A 17,709-nucleotide genomic window follows, 5' to 3' on the forward strand; every position below is an offset into this window, starting at 1 on the left:
ATGAACGGTCTATCCGCCAGCCATCAGGTGGCCCCGCCGGACAGCGTGCAGCACCTGTCGTTTCGCGTGCGCGACGCGCGCTACGCCCTGCCCATCGAGCTGGTGCGGGAAATCATCGAGTACGGCCAGGTGACCACGGTGCCGATGATGCCGAGCTTCATCCACGGCGTGATCAACCTGCGCGGCAACGTGGTGCCGGTGCTGGATCTGGCCGCCCGCTTCGGCTTCGAGCTGACCCAGCCGGGCAAGCGCACCTGCATCGTGATCATCGAGCTGAACCTGGACGAGCAGCAGCAACGCATCGGCCTGGTGGTCGATGCGGTCGACGCGGTGCTCGACATCGAACCGGGAGAAGTCGAGCAGGCGCCACCGTTCGGCGCCGGCATCCGTACCGACTTCATCGCCGGCATGGCCCGGGACAACGGTGGTTTCACCATCATCATCGACGTGCGGCGGGTGCTGTCGCTCGACGATATCCGCCAGTTGAGCCTCGCCCAGCAGGCCAGTTGATGCCAACCGGTCACCTACCCAAGCTCAACGATCAAGACTTCCGCTTCCTCCAGCGCCTGATGCTGGAGGAATCGGGCATTCGCATGGCCGAACAGAAACGCACCCTGGTCGCAGGGCGCCTGATGGGCCGCCTGCGCTCGCTGCAGTTGCAGGACTACAGCCAGTATCTGCAACTGCTCAACCGGCCGGAGTCGGTGGACGAGCGGCGTACCGTGATCGATCTGCTGACCACCAACGAAACCTACTTCTTCCGCGAGCCGCAGCACTTCACCGTGCTCGGCGAATGGGTCGCACGCCAGCGCCGGCCACTGCACCTGTGGAGCGCCGCCAGCTCCTCCGGCGAGGAGGCCTTCAGCATGGCGATGACCGTGGCCGAGCACGCCCGCACCCAGGACTGGTCGGTATTCGCCAGCGATATCAGCCGCCGCGTGCTGGAGCGCGCGCGCAGTGCCACCTACTCCATCGACCAGGCCGGGCAGTTCCCCGCCGGCTGGCTCAAGCGTCATTGCCTGCGCGGCGTGGAGGAAAGCGAGGGGTTGCTGCGCATCAGCCAGCCGCTGCGTCACCGCGTGACCTTCGCCGAGGTCAACCTGATGCGCCCGCTGCCTCAGGGCATCGGCCCGTTCGACGTGATCTTCCTGCGCAACGTGCTGATCTACTTCGCCGCCGAGCAGAAACGCGAGATCGTCAACCGCCTGCTCGAGCGCCTGCGCCCGGGCGGTCTGCTATTCATCGGCCACGCCGAAAGCCTACACGGTTTCGGCCTGCCGCTACGCACCCTGCGCCCGTCGGTCTTCGAGCGCCAATGACGCCACTGCCTGGAGTGCCACCATGCCCAGCGCCGCACAGATCAAGGTATTCATCGTCGACGACTCGGCACTGGTGCGTCAGGTGCTGACGGCCTGCCTGGAAAGCCATCCGGGCATCGAGGTGATCGGCCAGGCCGCCGACCCGCTGTTCGCCCTGGAAAAGATGCACAGGCAATGGCCCGACGTGCTGGTGCTGGACGTGGAAATGCCGCGCATGGACGGCATCACCTTCCTGCGCAAGATCATGGCCGAACGGCCGACGCCGGCGATCATCTGCTCCACCCTCACCGAGGCCGGCGCCGCGGTGACCCTGGATGCACTGGCCGCCGGCGCGGTGGGCGTGTTCACCAAGGCCAGGCTGGGCCTGCGCGAAAGCCTGCAGCAGATGTCCGGCGATCTGATCCGCCAGATCGAGATCGCCGCCCGCAGCCAGCCGCGGGCCATGCCGCGCAAGGCCGTGGAAACGGCACCCGTCGCGCCGGCAAAAAGCGAGCGCGCGCCGGCGGTGCACCTGACCACCACCGACCGCGTGGTGGCGCTGGGCACCTCCACCGGCGGCACCCAGGCCCTGGAGGTGGTGCTGCGCCAACTGCCGGTGGATTGCCCCGGCATCGTCATCGTCCAGCACATGCCGGAGAAGTTCACCGCCGCCTTCGCCCAGCGCCTGGACAGCGTCTGCGCCATCGAAGTGCGCGAGGCGCGGCATATGGACCGCGTGCGCCCCGGCCTGGCACTGGTGGCGCCGGGCGGCCGCCACATGCAGCTCAAGCGCAGCGGCGCGCAATACTTCGTCGAAGTGCTCGACGGCCCGCCGGTCAACCGTCACCGTCCGTCGGTGGACGTGCTGTTCCGCTCGGTGGCCCGGCATGCCGGGCACAATGCGCTGGGGGTGATCATGACCGGCATGGGCGACGATGGCGCCCGCGGCCTGCTCAGCATGCGCGAAGCCGGCGCACGCACCGTGGCCCAGGACGAGGCCAGCTGCGTGGTCTTCGGCATGCCCAAGGAGGCCCTGCGCCTGGGTGCGGCGCAAGGCACCGAATCCTTGCAGGGCATACCGCGCTTGATCGAGCAGTACGGGCGTGGCTGAGCCGCCTGGCATTGACCGATCCGTCAACCTTGACCTGACATCTCGGCAGCATGGGCTATGCTCAAGTCGGTGCGGCGCCGCATGCTCGATCAATCGGACTCGCAACATATTCCGCGTCACCCGCCGGTCGGCCGCTAGCCATGGATTTCCGGACTTCCGTCCGGACTAATAGGGAGCGTCCCTCATGCACAGTTCTTGTTTCCGCCCCCATCTCCGAACCGTCAAGGCGGTGCAGCCATGACCTGCCGGGTATTGCTGGCCGACGACCACGCGGTGATTCGCGCCGGCGTACGCGCGATGATCCAGGACATCGAGGACTACACCATCGTCGGCGAGGCCGAGGACGGTAAGGAAACCGTGGAGCTGGCCCGCGAGCTGGAGCCGGACATCATCCTGCTGGACATCTCCATGAAGCGGGTCAGCGGCCTGGAAGCCCTGCAGGTACTGAACCGTCACTCGCCGGACTGCAAGGTGCTGATCCTGTCCATGCACACCGGCCCGGAAGTGGTACTCGAAGCCCTGCAAAAAGGTGCCCACGGCTACCTGCTCAAGGACGCCGCCGCCTTCGAGCTACGCCTGGCGCTGGAGGCGGTACGCCGCGGCGACCGCTACCTGAGCTCGGCCATCGTGCAACCGGTGATCGAACAGGCGGTCTCCAAGGTCAATGCCCACGCCGAGCATGGCCTGACCCAACGCCAGCTGGAGATACTGCGCCTGATCACCCGCGGCGAATCGACCCGTTCCATCGCCAATGGCCTGGGCCTGAGCGTGAAGACCGTGGAGGCGCACCGCGCGCAGATCATGAAGCGCCTGCAGATTCATGACGTGCCGAGCCTGGTGCTCTACGCCGTGCGCGAAGGCATCATCAGCCCGGACGACTGAGCGCCGGCCTAGCCTGCACCGCCGAGCAGCGCGCACCCCGGCGGCAGGTGCATGCGCAGCGCTGCCGGGCAGGTCTCGAAGCGCAACCGATTGCTTTGCGTCGGCTCGCCATCGAGATTCAGGGCCAGGCCTTCCGGCGCCTCCAGCTCGACCTGAGGCAGCCGTGCACGGATCGACACCGTCTCCAGACCGAGCATGCCACCCGACAGCAGGGTGCCGAGGGTCGCCGGAATGTCCTGCGGCGCCGGCACGATGCACAGGTCGAGCATGCCGTCGTCGGCCAGCGCTTCCGGGCACAGCACGTGGCCGCCCCCGGCCTGACGGCCGTTGCCGATGCCCATGGCGAGAAAGTCCCCCTCCCACTCGAAACCGGGCCCATGGAAACGGCCGAATGCCGAGCGCAGTTCGGCAAATCGGCTGAGGCCGGTAAGCAGATAGGCAGCCCCGCCGAAGACCTTCTTCATCTCCTCGGAGGTATGCGCGGTCACGGTGGAGCCAAAGCCGCCAGTGGCCATGTTGAGGAACACCCGCCCGTCCGCCAGGCCCAGATCCACCGGTCGCGGCTCGACCTCAAGCAGCTGCAGGGCTTCCATCGGTGCCAGCGGCACCCCGGCAGCGCGGGCGAAGTCGTTGGCCGTGCCCAGCGGCAGCATGGCCAGGCTGGCCTCGGCGCCGGCCTCCAGCATGGCCTCGGCCACATCGCGCAAGGTGCCGTCGCCGCCGCCCGCGATCAGAGTCGGGTAGCCGCCGGCCAGCCCCTCCCGCACCAGACGCTCGGCGTCGCCGGCTTCCCAGGTCAGGCGTACCGCCAGCTCCCAGCCCTGCTCGCGCAGGTTGTGCACTGCCGCCCGCACCTCTTCGTTCAGTGCCTGCTTGCCATGCAGGATCAGCCAGGCCTTGCGCTCGCGCATCGCAGTGCTCCTCGTGGGCCTGGGACAGCCGGAACTCGCCCAGGCAATTTATCCAATTTGCAGATCATTACACTTAAATATTTGCGCTTTTAAATCGATTGAATCAAACAGATCATGAGCGCCATCGACATCGCACGGGACTGAACCCGTGCATGACTGGAGGATTGACCATGATCGATGTACGTCCGTTCGAACAACTCGGTGGCGCTCACCACGGTTGGCTGAATGCCCGCCATCACTTTTCCTTCGCCGAATACTACGATGCCGAGCGGATGAACTGGGGCCGCCTGCGCGTCTGGAACGACGATGAGATCGCGCCGCACTCGGGCTTCCCGCCTCATCCGCACCGCGACATGGAGATCATCACCTACGTTCGCGAAGGGGCGATCAGCCATCAGGACAACCTGGGCAACAAGGGCCGTACCGAAGCGGGCGACGTGCAGGTGATGAGCGCCGGCACCGGCATCGCCCACAGCGAGTACAACCTGGAGGACGAGACCACCAAGATCTTCCAGATCTGGATCCAGCCGAACCAGGCCGGGTTGCCGCCGTCCTGGGGCGCCAAGCCGTTCCCCAAAGGCGATCGCTCCGGAGCCTTCGTCACCCTGGCCAGCGGCTACGAGGAAGACGTCGACGCCCTGCGCATCCGCACCGATGCGCGCCTGGTAGCGGCCACGGTCAAGGCCGGGCAAAGCGCCGAGTACGTGCTGCAGCCGGGTCGCAAGGCCTATCTGGTGGGCGCCACCGGCGCCTTCACGGTCAACGGCGTAGCGGCCAAGGCACGCGACGGCGTGGCCATCGCCGATGAAACGCTGATCCGCATCGAGGCCCAGGAAGACAGCGAAATCGTGCTGGTGGATGTCGCCTGATGCCAAACCAATCGCCCTCCGCTTAGGAGGGCGATCTTTTTTGTAGGAGCCAGCTTGCTGGCGATCATCGATTAACGGCATCGCCAGCAAGCCGGCTGCTACGACACCTTCCGCACGCTCACGCCGGATAGCCGGTGATCTTGCGAATGCGCTGGTACAGCGGCTTGAGCTGACGATACATGCGCTGATAGACCTGCCCGTAGAGCTGCTGGTAAACGCGCTGGGCCTCCGGGTTCGGCTGGAATACCTGACCGACGCGGGTCATGGCGGCGATGGCGCTCGGGTAATCGGCGTGCAGCCCCAGGCCGACCGCACAGTTGATCGCCGCGCCCAGGCCGCTGGTCTCGTACAGGTGCGGGCGTTCGGCCGGCAGGCCGAAGATGTCGGCGGTCAGCTGCATCGCCGCATCGCTCTGCGAACCGCCACCGGACACACGCAGGCGCTCGATACGGGTGCCGGCGCGTTTCTCGATGCGCTCCTTGCCCTGACGCAGGGCATAGGCCAATCCCTCCAGAATCGCCCGATACAAATGCGCGCGGGTATGCACATCGCCAAAGCCGATGATCGAGCCCTTGGCCTCCAGGCCCGGCTCGCGGATGCCCGGCGTCCAGTACGGCTGCAACATCAGGCCCATGGAGCCGGGCGGCACGGCATTAACCAGCTCGTCGAACAGCGCCTCGGGCGGCACGCCGAGCGCCTCGGCACGTTGCATCTCGCGCAGGCCGAATTCGCGCTTGAACCAGCTGACCATCCAGAAACCGCGGTAGATCATCACCTCGGTATTGAAGTGATCCGGCAGCGCCGCCGGGTACGGCGGAATCAGCGGGATGGTTTCCAGATAACGGCTGCGTATGGTGTTGATGGTCGCGGTGGTGCCGTAGGACAGGCACGCGGTGCCGGCGTCCAGGGCGCCGGAACCCAATACCTCGCAGGCCTTGTCGGCGCCGGCGGCGATCAGCGGCAGGCCCTCGGGAATACCGGTATGACGGCTGGCGGAGGCCGTGATGCTGCCCAGTCGCTCGCCCGGCTTGAACAGCTCGGGCAGCTGCTCGGGGCGCACCTTCAGCGCCTGCCATTTCCAGTCGCCCGGCGCCGCCCAGCGCAGGCGCTTGTAGTCGAACGGCAGGTAGGCCACGCAGCTGCTGGTGGAATCGACGAAACGGCCACACAGGCGCTGGGTGAGAAACCCGGACAGCAGCAGTACCTTGTGCGTGCGATCCGCGATGTCCGGCTGATGCTGAGCCACCCAGTTGACCTCGGCCTGGGCGCGGAAGTGATCCACCGCCTCCTCGGCCCGCGCCAGCTTGAACAGCCAGCCCCACATCCCCTTGATACGCCCAGCCACATCAGCACGACGCTGGTCGAGCCAGAGAATCGCCGGGCGCAGCGGCGCACCCTGCTCATCGACATGGATGATGCTGCCACGCTGGGTGGTGACGGCGACGCCGCGGATCAGTCTGCGGTCGATGTCCACCTGCTGCCACAGCAGCCGGCAGGCCTCGCCGAGGCTGGCCCAGTAGTACTCCGGGTCCTGCTCGGCCCAGCCCGGCTGGCTGGAGAAATAGGGGTCCAGCTCCACCTTGCCCTTGGCCAGCAGATTGCCCTGGGTATCGAACAGCAGCGCACGCACGCTCTGGGTGCCGTTGTCGATGCTCAGCAGGTAGCTTGGTTCGCTCAAGGTGTGGTCCTTATCGTGGTCGTTCGTTGGTGCGCACGGCGCACCCTACGGCAGGCTGTAACAGCGTTGCCATAGCGCCAGGTAGTTGGTTTCTTCCTGCTGCCAGCGCGCATCGCTCCAGCCCAGGCGCGGCTGGCACAGCGCGCGGATGCGCGGCAGCTCGGCGCGACCGCCGCCTGCCAAGAGCAGGCCCAGGCGGGTGCGGCGCAGCAGCAGGTCGTCCAGGTGCAGCACCAGCTCGCCCTCGGCGGCCCAGGCCAGTTCGGCCCACAGGGTGTTCGTACCCGCGACGCAATCGCCGCCCACCTCGTCGATCAGGCGCAATACCTCGCCCAGCTGGCGGCCATGGCGGCCGGCCAGACGGCGTTGCTGCGCCGGGTTCAATGCCGGCATCGGCGTCGGCGTACTCGAAGCGAAGACCGCGCCGCCCTGATCGTCCACCGCTTTGCCGACGAAGCCCGCACAGGCGCGCAGTACCTCCAGCGCCAGCAGGCGAAAAGTGGTCAGCTTGCCGCCGGCCAGGGTCACGCTGCACGGCTCGATCCATAGCGCGTGTTCGCGCTTCTCGTCCGAGGGTTTCAGCCCGGCGCTGCCATCGCCCACCACCGGGCGCACGCCGGCCCAGGTCGACAGCACATCGCCGCGTGTCACTTCGGCGCACGGAAATTGCTGGGCACAGGCGGCCAGCAGATAGTCGACCTCCTCGTTACTGATCACCGCCTCGGTGTCCAGATCGTCCGCATGATCCAGATCGGTGGTGCCGATCACCGTCGCGCCCTCCCAGGGGAAGACGAATACCGGCCGGCCATCGGCCGCATGCATAAAGCTGAAGGCATGCGCCACCGGCAGGCGCCAGCCCGGCAGCAGCAGGTGGCTGCCGCGCAGCGGGCGGATGCGGCCATTGCCGGGCTGGCGCAGGCGATCGGCCCAGGCGCCGGTGGCCTGGGCCACGGCGCGGCTGCGCAGGCGGTAGCGGTTGCCCGTCTCGATATCCTCGGCCAGCACGCCGACCACCTGCCCTGCCTCGCGCAGCAGCTCGACCACGCGCATGCCATTGAGCGCCTCTGCACCTTCGGCGCGCGCTTCGCCCAGCACGCGCTGCACCAGGCGGGCATCGTCGGTCACCGCGTCGAAGAAGCGCGTGCCACCGAGCAGACCATCTTCACTAATGCCCGGCGCCAGGTAACGCAGCTGCTGCAGCGGGTAGAACAGATGGTTGCGCTTGCCGGCCAGGGCGTCGTACAGGCTCAGCAGGCCGCCGAATACCTTGGGCCCAGGGAAGCCGCCGCGGTAATGCGGCATGACGAAACTCAGCGGCTCCACCAGCCCCGGCGCCTCACCGAGCAGGCGCTGGCGCTCGCGCACCGAGTCGCGAGTCAGCCCCAGCTGGCCCTTGGCGACGTAGCGTAGGCCACCGTGGACCATCTTCGACGAGCGACTGGAGGTACCCCAGGCAAAGTCGCGCTGCTCCAGCAGCAGGCAGCGCCAGCCGCGTCGCGCCGCCTCCCGCAGGATGCCGGCGCCGCAGATGCCGCCGCCGATCACCAGCAAGTCCCAGTCATGCGCGGCCAGCTCGGGCAGCGCACGCTCGCGCCAGCGGGCGTTCCACAGTTCCATGCTCAGTCCTGCAACAGCACGCCCGGAGCCAGGCGCTGCTCCGGGTCGAAATGCGTGGCCAGGCTGCGCAGCGTGGCCATGCCCAGCTCGCCCTTCTCTGCCGCCAGATAAGGCGCGTGGTCGCGACCGACGCCGTGCTGATGGCTGATGGTGCCGCGATTCTCGGCGATGGTGCGGCTGGCCGCTGTCTTGAGCCGCTGCCAGCGCGCCATGGCGGTGGCGTAGTCGCTGCCGGGGCGGAACACGTAGGTGGTGTAGATGCTCGAACCCTCGCCGTAGACGTGCGACAGGTGGGTAAACACGTGTACCCGCTCGCCCTCGCCGGCCAGCTCGTCACGCAGGCTGGCCTCGACCTTGTTCAACAGGTTGTCGACGTTGGACCAGTCGGTGGCGGTTTCCAGGGTGTCCACCAGGTAGCCGCGCTCCCACAGGCCGTGGCGCAGATAAGGGAAGCGGAAGCGGTTGTGCTCCCATTTCTTGCCCAGCAGGGTGCCGGTGAACACGCCGCCAAAACCTTTCAGCAGGCGCCGCGCCTGTTTCAGCGAGGCGGCGTTCTGCACCCGGCTGCCGGTGACGCCGAAGGTCAGCATGCATTTCTCGTCACGGGCGCCGCGCAGCGCCAGGTACTTCTCCAGCAGCGCGATCTGCTGCGGGTGGCCGGCCAGGGCCAGCTGGGTACGGGTTTCGATGGCGTTGGACAGGCGCAGCATGGACAGCGGCACACGCGCCTGAGCCAGACTGCGAATGGCGCTCAGCGCCTGTTGCCAGTTGGGCAGGAATACCGCATAGAAGCGCTCCTGCTCGGCCAGGCGACTGATGCGCACGCGCACCTCGGAGATCACCCCGAAGCGCCCTTCCGAACCCAGCACCAGCTCGCGCAGATCGGGGCCGGCGGCCGACGCCGGGAAGGTGGGAATCTCCAGAGTGCCGGCGAAGGTTTCCAGCTTGCCGCCGGCGAACAGTTGCTCGATGCGCCCGTAGCGCAGCGACTGCTGACCGCTGGAGCGGCTGGCGACCCAGCCGCCGAGGGTCGACAGTTCCCAGGATTGCGGGAAGTGGCCCAGCGTATAGCCGCGCGCACGCAGCTGGCTTTCCACCTGCGGGCCGTTGGCGCCAGGGCCGAAGGTGGCGATCAGGCTGTCCTCGTCGATATCCAGCAGGCGCGTCATGCGCTCCAGCGACAGGGTCAGCACCGGGCGCTGGCCGGCCTGCGGGTTGATGTGGCCGGCCACCGAGGTGCCGCCGCCATAGGGGATCAGGGTGACGTCATGCTTCTGCGCCCAGACCAGCAGCTCGCGGATCTGCTCGGCGCTTTCCGGGCAGGCGACGCCATCGGGAAACAGGCCGAACTCGCCGGAGCGCATGGCCAGCCAGTCCGGCAGGCTCTGACCGCGGGCATGGCGCACGCGCACCTCGGCATCAACGCAGATCAGCGGGTTGGGGGCCAGACGCGAGGCCGGCACACGCGCCAGCACGTCCTGCAGGCTGGCGTCGGCCAGGCGCTGCCCCGGCCCGATCAGCTCGGCGAGAAAGGCCTCGCCATGGGCCGGCAGTTCCACCTCGGTCGCTTCGTCTCCCCATCCGTTCCAGCGTCGCATCGCATCCCCCATTCCGATCAGCACTTATGGCTGCCTATACTAGCCAGCCGCCGATTTCCGTCACTGTCGAATCGGGACAGGCCATATCGCCAATCAAGACAGGCCTCGCAGAACAAGAAGAATCCATGGAAAACCTCGGCTACACCTCGGTTCCCGCCCTGCTCAAGTACCTGCGCCAGGCCGAACAGCTCGGTCTGGATATCGACCGTGCGCTGGCGGCCGCCGGCGTTCAGGCGCAGGATCTGGCCGACAACGGCAAGCGGATTCCCAGCGAGGTGCACGAACGCCTGCTGGCGCATCTGCTGGAGGTGTCCGGCGACCCGCTGTTCGGCCTGCACTCAGCACGTTTCGTGCAGCCCGGTTCGTGGAGCGTGCTCGGTTACATCGCCATGAACTGCGCCACCTTGGGTGAGGCCATGGGCCGCATCGTGCCGTACGAGAAACTGGTGGGCGACATGGGCACCAGCCGTCTCGAAGCCGCCGAGGATCACGTGCGGCTGATCTGGAGTTGTCGCCATCAGGCGCCGCAGGTGCGCCGGCACATGGTGGAGAACGTGCTCGCCTCCTGGCTGCTGTACGCACGCTGGATCGCCGACTCCGAGCATTCGCCGCGCGAAGTCTGGTTCGAGCACGCGCAACCGGCCGGCACCGAGCTGGAGGAATACCAGGCGCTGTTCGGCTGCCCGGTATTGTTCGAGCAACCCTGCAACGCCCTGCTGGTGCCGCTGGACTACCTCGGCGTGCCGCTGCGCCAGGCCGACGCCAACCTGCTGCGCACCCTGGAGGAACACGCCCTGGCGCTGATGGCCGGGCTGGATGAGGACGAGCCGCTGCCGCGGCGGGTGAAGAACGCCCTGCGTCTGCTGCTCAAGGACGGCCTGCCGCGCAAGGAACGGGTGGCGGAGAAATTCGACATGACCGTGCGCACCCTGCAGCGCCACCTGCAGCAGGCCGGCACCAGCTACCAGCAGATCCTCGACGAGCTGCGCCAGGAACTGGCCGAGCACTACCTGCTGCGCAGCGACCTGGCGATCCAGGACATCGCCTGCTACCTCGGTTTCACCGAGGCACGCTCCTTCCACCGCAGCTTCAAGGGCTGGACCGGGCAGACGCCGGGCGAATTTCGTGAGAGCCGGCGCCGCGACAATCCGCTGGGCTAACAGGCCGCTGAAAAACGTAGGCGAGGCAGGCAAGACAATACCGATGGCGGCCCCGCAAAAACGACCAAAAAAACACTGGGCCCGCACTCGGGTTTACGTGCTGTAAATGAGCATTTTGACTGGGCTCGCACGCGAGGTCGTTTTTAACGCAGTATTGCCAACGCCGGTAGTTTTTCAGTGGCCTGCTTAGCGCGGAGTTCGGAAACGTCGCGCGAGCCAGTAATCGATGCTCAACCAGCGCCCTGCCCCGCTGAAGAACAACGCCACCAGCATCACCAGGTAGGTGGCGGCGAACTCGATGCCGTTGTTCAGCACTACGAACCTGCCACTGGCGGTCAGCCAGTCGTAATTGCCGTGCTCACGCAGGATGCTGCGCGCCCGCTCGAGTTTCTCCGCCGCCGCCAGCACGCGCTCGTTGGCAAACGGCGCGGACGGGTCGGCAATCGCCTGCCAGCCATAGGGCCAGTGCACGGCGAAGATCGCCACCAGCATGGTGACGATCAGCGGGATGCTGATCCAGCGCACCGCCAGGCCGAACAGCAGCAGAATGGCGCCACCGGCCTCGGTCAGCGCCGCCGCCCAGGCCAGCAGCTCGGGAAACGGCAGGCCGAGCCCCCAATCCGGATTGCCGAACCAGGCGGCAGTGGCGTCGATGTCCTTGAGCTTCTGCGTGCCGGCCATCCAGAACACCGGCACCAGATACAGGCGCAGCAGCAGCGGGCCGAGCAAATCCAGGCGCCGGGTAGCCTCCAGCGCGTCCTGGAAGCGATTGAGCAGAGCGGTCATGGCGGTCAGTCCTCGGAATGGGGAAACCAGATATCGCGCGCCTGCCAGTCATCCAGCAGCGCGCGGGCGTTGGTGAAGTAATGCTGGTCGGCAGCCAGGCCGTGCTCGGTGGCCAGCGCCTGTAGCGCCTGCCCAGGCGGCTCGCCGGCCTGCAGACGCAACGCCAGCTGATAGGCGAACGGCGCCAGCTGCATGAAGCGCACCTGATCTTGGCGATCACGCCAGACCAGCAGGCAGGTCGGCTCGTCTGGCGCCTGAGTGGGGCAGTGATCGGCACCGACCCTCTGCACCGGCCAGCGATAGGCCAGCGGCCAGGCCAATGGCGACCAGCCGCGCTCGGGCAACTGCGCATCGCTGACATCCAGCGCCAGCTCGACCCACTCGTAATGGGCCAGCTCCAGCATGAACGCAGGGTCGTCAGGCTCGGCGCGATAGCCCTGCTGCAGCCAGGCAATGAACTCCTGACTGATCTCGAGAAAGTACGGCGTGCTCGCCCGATGCTCGGCGAAGAACGCGCGCAGCAACCCCTGCCAGCGCTCGACGCCGAGAACCCCGCGCAGCACCGGAAAGGCGCCGCCCACCAAGCTCGCGACATTGTTGAAAAACAGCTCCTCGTAGACCGCCATACGCTCGGCGGTGATGCCCGGCAGCAAAGACTGCGCCTCAGGCTGGCGAATACGTGCAGCGAAGTCGCGCTGTTGCTGAACGCCGCTCATGTGCCGTACCTGCTCAGCGGTCGCACGGCCTGTTGCAGGCCGCGGATATGCGCCAGCTCGGCATACAGCTCGGCCAGCGGCGGGAAGTTGAAGTCGCGCTCCAGTAGCGTCGGGCGCACGCCATGCTGCGCGTAGGCGCTGCTCAGCAGTGCCCACACCGGGTCGATCACCGGCGCACCGTGGGTGTCGATCTTCAGGTCTGCCGCCTGGTCGTAATGACCGGCGACATGCAGATAGGCGATGCGCTCACTCGGCATCGCAGCGATGTAGGCTTCGGCATCGAAGCCGAAGTTCAGGCTGTTGACGTAGACGTTGTTGACGTCCAGCAACAACTGGCAGTCGGCACGTTCCAGCACCGCTCGAACAAAATCCGCTTCGTCCAGCTCACCGGGCAGGCGCGCATAGGCCGAGACGTTCTCGATGATCAGCGGCCGCTCCAGCACGTCCTGCGCGATGCGCACGCGTTCGGCGATGCGCGCCACCGATTCCTCGGAAAACGGTAGCGGCATCAGGTCATATAGCTGGCCATCGTCGGCGCAGGCCGACAAATGTTCGCTGTACGCCAGCACGCCGTGCTCGTCGAGAAAGCCCTTGATGGCGTGCAGTAGTTCCAGATTCAGCGGCGCGAAGCCGCCGAGGTTGAGGGACAGACCATGGCACAGCAACGGCCGGCGCTCGCTCAGGGCGCGCAACTGCTTGCCCAGCCGCCCCCCGACACCGATCCAGTTCTCCGGCGCCACTTCGAGAAAGTCGGCGCCGCTGGCGTCATCGCCGATCAGCTCGGCGAGCAGCCCGCGACGCAGGCCGAGACCGGCGCCGGTGAGGTGTGCGAGGTGCATGATCCGTCCTCCCCTTGCCCTTACTCGCTCTTCTCGCCGCCGCACTTGCCTTCGCCGCATTTACCCTCGGCGTCGGCCTTCTTCTCGCCGCCACACTTGCCCTCGCCGCACTTGCCCTCTGCGTCGCCTTTCATCTCGCCACCGCATTTGCCTTCGCCACAGGAACCTTCCTGCGCCTTCTCGGCAGCGGCCAGGCTGTAGCCGCTGGCCAGCTCCTGCGCAGCGAAGGGGTTGCTGGCGGCGTGGGCAGTGAAGGCCACGGAAGTCAGCAGCGCAGCGCCCAGGGTGGCAGTCAGGGTATTGAGTTGTTTCATGGCATCTCTCCATCGGTTTCGAATGCGGGGCCGGATTGGCGCCCTCGCAGCAATGGACGAGGCAGAGATGCGGGCGTTACAGGGCAGGTTGGAATTTTTCGTAGCCCGGATGAAATCCGGGGGCGCTTTGCCCGCTACCAGTCGCGGCTACGACTGCATGGATGCAGGAGGTAGAGCGAAGCAGGATGCCAGAGCCGAAAGCCCCTCCCACAGGCACAGGAACATTCACCGCGCCGTGGGAGGCGCTTCAGCGGCGAGGCTTTTGATAGCCAGTAGCGCGAACAGCCAGCGCAAACGGTGGATGAAAAAGCGTCATCCAACCTACGCGCGGTGTACCGAGACGTAGTGCTGGAGCCAAAAGAGGAGGTCAAGCGAATGCAGCCGACTACAAGGGCATAGCGGTAAGGCTATGATCGGGAGGACTTTTTCGTACGAAGCGAAGCGGGATGGTGCGGAGTTGGATGGAAGGCTCTACTATCGGATTAGTATCGTCATCTATATAACTACTGTTAGACGCCTAAGAACGCGCATTGACCAAAGAAAGGATCAAGTTTTGCCAGTATTCCTGAGCGCATTTCCACTCAAAATCCCCGATACGGAGCTTGAGGCCCGCCAAGTCCCTTACGATAAGGAGACGCTGGATGGTTTTCGCGTGAAACACGGATCGACGCATTCTTTCCGTCGGCAGGGCGACAATATTCTGATCTTTTCATCAGACGGCACGTTCCCCGTTTCCGGTACGCCTATCACCATTCCTCTCAATGAAAACTTCGGTATCTTCTGCTCGCTGGTCAAGGACGGGTTGTCCCGTCACCTTGCAGGGCTCGGACGTAATCCTCTAGGCTTCAACCCTATCGAGCTGATAAGTACCAAGCCGGAAGATAATCTCCTCGCTCCGATTCTCGGCGATGCCTATCCGTTTAAGGTCTGTGCCAAGTATTCAATCAACACTCGCTATGTGCATGACCATCCATGCCTTGTTATTGACTGCACTACACGCCGGGTTCTCAAAGAAAACGGCCTGTTTTTTCTAAATAGCGGGTTCGATCTCATGGGCCGCTACGTCGTCACAGAACAAGAGGATGGGTACAGAAAGCTCGTGGGGTCGGTGAGCGCGATCAAAGGCGAGAAGTTACAGGTCACGCAGCCTGACGGTCAGGTCGTGCTGGCAGATGCAAAGGATGTTTACCTTGAAGCCAGCCGGACAAACTTCGACGACTATATTCTGCATACGCACGGTGCTCAGAAGGACGCCATCGTCGAGCGTATCCGGCAGTCAGTTTCCATCTTCAATGGAGGCGAGAACAAGAAGGCCCGCATAGACGCGCTCAAGAATTACATCCAGACGAAGGCTATTCCACTGATTGATGGAACACGCATCGAGATTGAGGATGCGCCCGATATCCAGAAGGATTGTGGGCAGATGCAGAAACCCGTATTCGTCTTCAACGACAACGGTGAGGCGGATTGGGCCGAGAAAGGGCTTACGCAGAGCGGTCCCTATACGAAGCGCACATTCGACCGCAACGATCCGTCAATCTGTGTCATCTGCGCTCAGCATGATAAGGGCCGCGTCGAACAGTTCGTCCGCAAGCTTTTAAAAGGAGTTTCAAGCAGCAAGTATTTCAGCAATGGCCTTGAAGGCAAGTTCGCCTTGGGAACTAGCCGCGTGGAGGTGTTCGCAACGGCTACCGACAGCGTGGAGGCATACAAGAACGCCATTGAGGCGGCGATCCGGAAGAAGGCGGATGACGGTGGACGATGGGACTTGGCCCTCGTGCAGGTTCGGCAATCTTTCAAGAAACTCAAAGTCACAGAGAATCCGTACTATCTCGGCAAGAGCCTGTTCTTCCTGCATCAGGTTCCCGTTCAGGATTTCACGATAGAGCTGTTGGCACAATCCGACTATTCACTCGGTTATTCGCTCAACAATATGGCGCTGGCCTGCTACGCCAAGATGGGCGGCGTTCCTTGGCTGCTAAAATCCTCTCCGACACTCTCGCATGAACTCGTGATTGGCATCGGCAGCGCCAACATCGGACAAGAGCGCGGAGCGGATATTCAGCGGATTATGGGCATCACCACGGTATTCTCCGGGGACGGCAGCTATATCGTCTCGAATACCTCGAAAGCCGTCGTGCCGGAAGCCTACTGTGAGGCTCTTACCTCAGTTCTCGCTGAAACTATCGAGAAAATTCAAAAGCGCATGAACTGGCAGAAAGGCGACACGATCCGTCTGATCTTTCATGCGCAGGTCAAGAAGTTCAACAAGGAAGAGATCGAAGCCGTTCGCACTGTGATCGACAAGTACCGGGAATATCAGATCGAGTATGCATTCCTGAAAATCTCGGAAGATCACGGACTACATATGTTCGACTCCGCGACGGCAGGTGTGCAGAAAGGAAAGCTAGCGCCACCGCGCGGAAAGACCTTCAAGCTCTCCAAGCATGAAATGCTCGTCTATCTAATCGGTCAGCGAGAGTTGCGGCAGGATACAGACGGACATCCGCGCGGTGTAATCCTCGATATTCATAAGGATTCGACCTTCAAGGACGTTAGGTATCTGAGCGCTCAGCTCTATAGTTTCGCCTCGCACTCTTGGCGCAGCTACTTCCCCAATCCCATGCCGGTGACAATCAGCTATTCCGACCTGATCGCACGGAACCTCGGTTGGCTAAATCAGCTTCCGGGATGGAATGACTCGGTGATGATCGGAAAGATTGGGCAATCCCAATGGTTTCTGTAGAGAGGGAGAACGCGTACCAGTTACGCGAGTATCTGCACCGCAAGGTGATCGAGAGCGCGCACGCCGACCCCTTCAAATCCATCTTCCTGCATTTTCTCGGCTTGTCGAAGGACGGCGCTCCGGCCTTCGATTTTGCGACGCTTTCCTTGTACCAGCGCTGCGCGATTGCGGGTCTTGGCGTTCTGGAGGAAACCGTTTCCAGCCAGGATGTCTCGCGCCTGCTCGGTCAGGCCGCCAAAATCGACTCGACGCCGCGCCCGTGGGTCTCCGATATGTTTGGCGTCATGGCCGTGAAATGGTTGGCTGGACAACTGAACAATAGCCGCATCGCCTGTGAGTTCGAGAACTGGACATCCGGTTTCCTTGCGCAGCAGGCGGGCGGCGACCATCTCAATCTCTTCGAGAAAGATATCGCAGCGTACGTCCGCAGCGGGGAATCCGCCATCTACGCCAGCGCGTGCGTGCCGCTATTTCTTCACTACCACGACATTCAGCGGATCGACGATCACCGGAGCCGCATGGCTCTGATCGACCGTTTCATGGGTGAGTTCCGGGCGCAGACGCAGGGGGACGCTTCGACGGCGCTCTTGTCCCTGATGGTCTACGTTTTTGATCAAGTCAATCAGGACATGGCTGTCGTGCCGCCGAAGGGCTGGAGCCTTGACGATCTTCTGGGATTTCTGGAGCACATCCCCGTCGGCCTCAAGCGGTGGACCTGGGAGGATACGGGCCGCACGCGAGGCGCGGACCCCGTTAAGTGGCTGGTAGAGAACGAATATCACGTTCAGAACCTACTTTATGTCCTGCTCGGGCCGATCTTCAACGACATCGCAGATGAAGTGAATCTCCAGCCCGTTGGACAGAAGAATCCGCGCATTGATCTATATCTCCCGTCGCTGCACACGATAATCGAGGTTAAGTACCGTAAGGATGCGAAGAAATCTTTCCCGACGCTTATCGGTGAGATTGCCGAAGACGCCTCGCTTTATCGCGCCGACGCGAAATACGAGGATGCGCATATCGTCAGTTTCCTATGGGATTGCACGCGCGCGACGCAAGAGCACGCTAAGTTCAAGGAAGGGGTGTTGAAGATAGACGGCATTAACGGTTGTGTCGTGGTTAGTGCGCCATCCACTATGGATGATCGGCCACAGGGCTAGCAAGTAGCCTGGGTAGAGCACAGC

Annotated in this window: 16 protein-coding genes; 8 read left to right on the forward strand and 8 right to left on the reverse strand. The window is 64.2% G+C overall.

Annotated features, from left to right (window positions below; all coding sequences use genetic code 11):
- The 4 genes from L1F06_RS16580 to L1F06_RS16595 all read left to right on the forward strand — a co-directional run bounded on the left by L1F06_RS16580 (position 1) and on the right by L1F06_RS16595 (position 3,291).
- Positions 1-510, forward strand: a complete 510-nt coding sequence (locus L1F06_RS16580) for a chemotaxis protein CheW (RefSeq protein WP_003245296.1) — start codon at positions 1-3, stop codon at positions 508-510.
- Positions 510-1,319: a CheR family methyltransferase gene (locus L1F06_RS16585; protein WP_003245298.1), complete on the forward strand. Its 810-nt coding sequence runs from the start codon at positions 510-512 to the stop codon at positions 1,317-1,319. Before L1F06_RS16580 ends, L1F06_RS16585 begins: the two co-directional genes overlap by 1 nt.
- Before the next feature lie 22 nt (positions 1,320-1,341).
- Positions 1,342-2,409 (forward strand): protein-glutamate methylesterase/protein-glutamine glutaminase, encoded by a 1,068-nt coding sequence (locus L1F06_RS16590; protein WP_003245300.1) that lies wholly within the window; start codon positions 1,342-1,344, stop codon positions 2,407-2,409.
- A gap of 237 nt (positions 2,410-2,646) precedes the next feature.
- On the forward strand, positions 2,647-3,291 hold the full coding sequence (locus tag L1F06_RS16595) for a response regulator (protein WP_003245302.1): 645 nt from the start codon (positions 2,647-2,649) through the stop codon (positions 3,289-3,291).
- An 8-nt stretch (positions 3,292-3,299) separates the two neighbouring features.
- Here the strand turns inward: L1F06_RS16595 and yegS are convergent, their stop codons facing one another.
- The gene (gene yegS, locus L1F06_RS16600; protein ID WP_129481461.1) at positions 3,300-4,202 is read right to left on the reverse strand and encodes a lipid kinase YegS; all 903 of its coding nucleotides are present in this window, start codon (positions 4,200-4,202) and stop codon (positions 3,300-3,302) included.
- Positions 4,203-4,372: 170 nt separating this feature from the next.
- Here yegS and L1F06_RS16605 point away from each other — a divergent pair, with 170 nt between their 5' ends.
- Positions 4,373-5,071 carry a pirin family protein gene (locus L1F06_RS16605; protein WP_024307522.1) on the forward strand — a complete coding sequence of 233 codons (699 nt, stop codon included), beginning with the start codon at positions 4,373-4,375 and terminating at the stop codon, positions 5,069-5,071.
- A gap of 118 nt (positions 5,072-5,189) precedes the next feature.
- Here L1F06_RS16605 and L1F06_RS16610 read toward each other — a convergent pair whose 3' ends face one another.
- The 3 genes from L1F06_RS16610 to L1F06_RS16620 are packed head-to-tail and all read right to left on the reverse strand — an operon-like array spanning position 5,190 to position 9,964.
- Positions 5,190-6,749, reverse strand: a complete 1,560-nt coding sequence (locus tag L1F06_RS16610) for an FGGY-family carbohydrate kinase (RefSeq protein WP_129481462.1) — start codon at positions 6,747-6,749, stop codon at positions 5,190-5,192.
- A gap of 45 nt (positions 6,750-6,794) precedes the next feature.
- Entirely contained in the window at positions 6,795-8,366 is a 1,572-nt protein-coding gene (locus L1F06_RS16615; RefSeq protein WP_129481463.1) for a glycerol-3-phosphate dehydrogenase/oxidase, read from the reverse strand.
- Positions 8,367-8,368: 2 nt separating this feature from the next.
- Positions 8,369-9,964, reverse strand: a complete 1,596-nt coding sequence (locus tag L1F06_RS16620) for an FAD-binding oxidoreductase (protein WP_129481464.1) — start codon at positions 9,962-9,964, stop codon at positions 8,369-8,371.
- 125 nt (positions 9,965-10,089) lie between these two features.
- Here L1F06_RS16620 and gliR point away from each other — a divergent pair, with 125 nt between their 5' ends.
- The gene (gliR, locus tag L1F06_RS16625; RefSeq protein WP_129481465.1) at positions 10,090-11,124 is read left to right on the forward strand and encodes an AraC family transcriptional regulator GliR; all 1,035 of its coding nucleotides are present in this window, start codon (positions 10,090-10,092) and stop codon (positions 11,122-11,124) included.
- 186 nt (positions 11,125-11,310) lie between these two features.
- On the opposite strand, the gene L1F06_RS16630 is transcribed toward gliR, so the two are convergent.
- The 4 genes from L1F06_RS16630 to L1F06_RS16645 are packed head-to-tail and all read right to left on the reverse strand — an operon-like array spanning position 11,311 to position 13,779.
- Positions 11,311-11,910: an HvfX family Cu-binding RiPP maturation protein gene (locus L1F06_RS16630; RefSeq protein ID WP_129481466.1), complete on the reverse strand. Its 600-nt coding sequence runs from the start codon at positions 11,908-11,910 to the stop codon at positions 11,311-11,313.
- 5 nt (positions 11,911-11,915) lie between these two features.
- Positions 11,916-12,626 (reverse strand): HvfC family RiPP maturation protein, encoded by a 711-nt coding sequence (locus L1F06_RS16635; RefSeq protein ID WP_129481467.1) that lies wholly within the window; start codon positions 12,624-12,626, stop codon positions 11,916-11,918.
- Entirely contained in the window at positions 12,623-13,465 is an 843-nt protein-coding gene (locus tag L1F06_RS16640; RefSeq protein ID WP_129481468.1) for an HvfB family MNIO-type RiPP peptide maturase, read from the reverse strand. The genes L1F06_RS16635 and L1F06_RS16640 overlap by 4 nt, the downstream gene beginning before the upstream one ends.
- A gap of 20 nt (positions 13,466-13,485) precedes the next feature.
- On the reverse strand, positions 13,486-13,779 hold the full coding sequence (locus L1F06_RS16645) for an HvfA family oxazolone/thioamide-modified RiPP metallophore (RefSeq protein ID WP_129481469.1): 294 nt from the start codon (positions 13,777-13,779) through the stop codon (positions 13,486-13,488).
- A gap of 553 nt (positions 13,780-14,332) precedes the next feature.
- On the opposite strand from L1F06_RS16645, the gene L1F06_RS16650 reads away from it, so the two are divergent.
- Positions 14,333-16,525, forward strand: a complete 2,193-nt coding sequence (locus L1F06_RS16650; RefSeq protein ID WP_129481470.1) for an argonaute/piwi family protein — start codon at positions 14,333-14,335, stop codon at positions 16,523-16,525.
- Positions 16,513-17,685 (forward strand): PD-(D/E)XK nuclease domain-containing protein, encoded by a 1,173-nt coding sequence (locus L1F06_RS16655; RefSeq protein ID WP_129481471.1) that lies wholly within the window; start codon positions 16,513-16,515, stop codon positions 17,683-17,685. The genes L1F06_RS16650 and L1F06_RS16655 overlap by 13 nt, the downstream gene beginning before the upstream one ends.
- Positions 17,686-17,709 lie beyond the last annotated feature (24 nt).

This window comes from Pseudomonas hydrolytica, assembly GCF_021495345.1.
In the GTDB taxonomy this organism is placed as follows: Bacteria; Pseudomonadota; Gammaproteobacteria; order Pseudomonadales; family Pseudomonadaceae; genus Aquipseudomonas; species Aquipseudomonas hydrolytica.